Origin of the sequence: Phyllobacterium sp. (genome assembly GCF_037994405.1) — a bacterium.
Taxonomy (GTDB): domain Bacteria; phylum Pseudomonadota; class Alphaproteobacteria; order Rhizobiales; family Rhizobiaceae; genus Phyllobacterium.
Map to the genome: position 1 here is coordinate 1 of NZ_JBBNAN010000385.1, position 3,457 is coordinate 3,457.

Annotated in this window: 4 protein-coding genes; all 4 read left to right on the forward strand. The window is 59.4% G+C overall.

All coding sequences use genetic code 11. The features are described 5' to 3' along the window. A partial coding sequence (locus AAAC48_RS21450) for an extracellular solute-binding protein (protein WP_340656134.1) occupies positions 1–364 on the forward strand: 364 nt, incomplete at its 5' end. Between the two features lie 83 nt (positions 365–447). Then, positions 448–1,260: an ABC transporter permease gene (locus AAAC48_RS21455; protein WP_340656135.1), complete on the forward strand. Its 813-nt coding sequence runs from the start codon at positions 448–450 to the stop codon at positions 1,258–1,260. Between the two features lie 5 nt (positions 1,261–1,265). After that, a complete protein-coding gene (locus tag AAAC48_RS21460; protein WP_340656136.1) occupies positions 1,266–2,072 on the forward strand; it encodes an ABC transporter permease in 807 nt (268 codons plus the stop codon). 17 nt (positions 2,073–2,089) lie between these two features. Then, a partial coding sequence (locus AAAC48_RS21465) for a GMC family oxidoreductase N-terminal domain-containing protein (RefSeq protein ID WP_340656137.1) occupies positions 2,090–3,457 on the forward strand: 1,368 nt, incomplete at its 3' end.

Below are 3,457 nucleotides of genomic sequence, written 5' to 3' on the forward strand. Positions count from 1 at the left end.
GAATGGGCGTGTCAGTGCCGTTCAGAAAGAAGGCGGCGATGTTGGCTTTACCTTCAACCAGGGCTTTCTGCAGAACACTTCACTCTGCATACTCAAGAACGCGCCCAATCTGGAAACAGCCATCAAATTCGTGAACGAGGCGCTGGCGCCGGAAATTCAGGCCAATCTCCCGCTTGAGATCGACTATGGTCCCGGCAATCCGGAAGCTTTCAAGACCGGCAAGATCCCGGCCGAACGCGCGGCCGAACTGCCAAGCGCGCCGGACAATGCGGCAAAGCAAGTGCTGGTCTCGACCGAGTGGTGGAGTTCACCCGAAGGCGAAGCCGTTCAGAAGCGTTGGGCGGAGTTTATCCAGAAGCCATGACACACGTGCTGACCGGAGGAGTTTCCTTGCCTCGATCGCAACCCGAGGCCTTCCGGCGACACGACCGCCGGGAGCAGATACTGATGTTTCTGCTCCTGGTGCCGGCTTTGGCCGTCATTGTCACCCTCCTGCTTGTTCCCCTGCTGTGGCTCGCCTGGCAGTCGGTCTATCACGACGGTTTCACACTGGAGAACTATCGCCGCATCCTGACGGAAGATGTCTACTGGCACAGCTTTCTCCAGACATTCCGCATCGCTTTCATTGTAACGGCAGCAACGGCCCTGCTGGGCTATCCCGTCGCCTATGTGGCTGCATCGCTGCCGCGCCGCTGGAGCATCGTCGTGCTGGCGATGGTCGTGCTTCCATTCTGGACAAGCGTTCTCGTACGCGCCTATGCCTGGTTGATCCTCCTGCAACGCACTGGAATCATCAACAGCACCCTGAAATCCCTGGGCCTGATCGATACACCTCTTATCCTGGTGAACAATGAATTCGGTACGGTCATTGCGACGGTACACATCCTGCTGCCATTCATGGTGCTGCCGCTCTACGCCACCATGCAAAAGATTCCCGCCGAACTGACCATGGCCGGCGCAAGCCTTGGCGGCAGTCCGGCGCATGTCTTCTTCCGTGTATTCCTGCCCTTGTCACTGCCCGGCATCATCGCTGGGGCTGTGCTGGTCTTCGTTCTCACGCTCGGTTTTTATATCACGCCGGAGCTCCTGGGCGGCGGCCGGACCTTCATGGTCTCCATGCTCGTCAGCCGCAATGTCGAGCTTTACAATGAATGGGGCGCTGCAAGCTCGATCAGCGTTGTGTTGCTTGTTTGTGTCTTTATCATCTTCTGGGCGGCCAGCCGCGTGATCCCGGTCGAACGTCTGATGGGAATGAGGTGATTACGATGAAACCAACTCGCATCGCCCTTTACGGTTTCGTCGGTCTGGTCCTTCTCTACCTGATCATCCCGGTCATCATCATCGTGCCGATGTCGTTCTCCAGCGCACGGTTTCTCAGCTTTCCGCCGCCCGCCTTTTCCCTGCGCTGGTATGAGGCCTATCTTGGCAGCACCGCCTGGATGCAGGCGACGAAAGTGAGCTTGATCCTTGCGGTTTCCAGTGCCGCCATCTCCACCGTGCTCGGTACATGCGCCGCCTATGCAATCAACAATTCGAAATCGCAGCTTGTGCACAGCCTCCAGATCATCCTCCTTCTGCCTTTGGTAACGCCCATCGTCATCATCGCCATCGGGGTGTTCTTCGTCTACGCCAAGGTCGGCCTTCTTGCCACCATGCCGGGCCTGGTGCTGGCCAACGTGATGCTGGGTATTCCCTACGTCATCACAGCGGTGCTGGTCGGCCTGCGCAAGTTCGATCCCACGCAGGAAATGGTTGCGCGCAGTCTCGGCATGAACAGGCTGCGCAGCTTCTTCGTGGTCACGCTGCCGCAGATCAGGCCGAGCGTGATTTCAGGCATGCTGTTCGCCTTCATCTCGGCGCTGGACGAGACGGTTGTTGCCTTGTTCATTGCCGGCGGTGAGAACCAAACCCTGACCAAGCGCATGTTCACCGCGTTGCGGGACGAGATCGACCCGACCATTGCAGCAATCAGTTCGCTGCTGACCGCCGTATCGTTCCTTCTGGTGATCCTGATCGCACTGAATGCCCGGGAGACCAAGGCAGCGCCTGAGCAGGGTGGCAATGGTCACTGACATCCGGAGAAGCCGCCGTGACAAGTGATTTCCTTATCCTCGGCGGGGGATCAGCCGGGTGTGTTCTGGCTGCACGCCTGTCGGAAGATCCGCGCAAAACCGTAACGCTTGTCGAGGCCGGCCGTGATTTGACGCTGGATACGATGCCGGGCGAGATTCGCAGCCGCTATCCGGGCCGGGCCTATCTCGACACAAGCAATATCTGGAACGCGCTGACGGCACTCATGGGCTTCAATGGAAGCAACCACGCTCGACCCATGCCCCGCCGCTATGAGCAGGCGAGGCTCCTCGGCGGCGGCTCGGCGATCAATGCGTTGATGGCCAATCGCGGTGCTCCAAGCGACTATGACGAGTGGCAATCGCTCGGTGCGGAAGGGTGGAGCTGGGAGGATTGCCTGCCCTATTTTCGCAAGCTCGAGAATGATCGCGATTTCGACGGTCCCCTGCATGGAAAGAACGGTCCCTTGCCGATCCGCCGCCTTGCAAAGGACAGGATGTCACCCTTTGTCGGTGCCGTTTCACGCACATTGTCCATGAATGGCTATCCTCTGCTGCCCGACCAGAATGGCGACTGGCAGGATGGTGTTTTCGTCGGCGCCGTGGCGGTCAGCGAACAGGGCGAAAGGGTACCGACCTCGATTGTATATCTGACATCGGAGGTGCGAAAGCGGCCCAATCTGCGTGTCATCACCGGCCGGACGGTGGAGCGCCTGCTTTTCGAGGGCACACGTGTCATTGGCGCCACGCTCCTTGCAAATGGCGGCGATCCTGCCACAACACTCCTTGCTTCTGAGATCATCGTCTCGTCCGGCGCCATCCATAGCCCGGCCTTGCTGTTGCGCAGCGGTATTGGACCGTCCGCCGAACTCTCAAGCCTCGGCATTCCTCTCATCGCGCATCGGCCCGGTGTCGGGCGCAACCTGATGGAACATCCCTCCATCGCCGTTGCCGCTTTTCTTCCGCCTGCAGCTCGCGTGACCGACCAGGCTGAACATCATGAACAATGCATCCTGCGCTTCTCGTCGGACCTCGAAGGAACACCGCAAGGCGACATGCATGCCGCGATCCTTTCCCGGTCCGGCTGGCATTGCGTTGGCATGCGTATGGGCAGCATGTTCTTCTGGGTCAACAAATCCTATTCGCGCGGTATGCTGAAACTCGCCTCCCCCGACGCGCGGACGGAACCCTCGGTCGATTTCAGGATGCTGTCCGACGAGCGCGATCTGGAACGGCTGAAACTTGCCATGCGGCTGGGCGCACGGACACTGGCCGATCCATTGATGAATGGCTTCCGGGATACCGTTTTTCCTTCAAGCTATTCGCCGCGCGTCGCCAAAGTTGCAGCACCCGGCCTGCTCAATGCGCTTCAACGCGGTGCCCTAGCC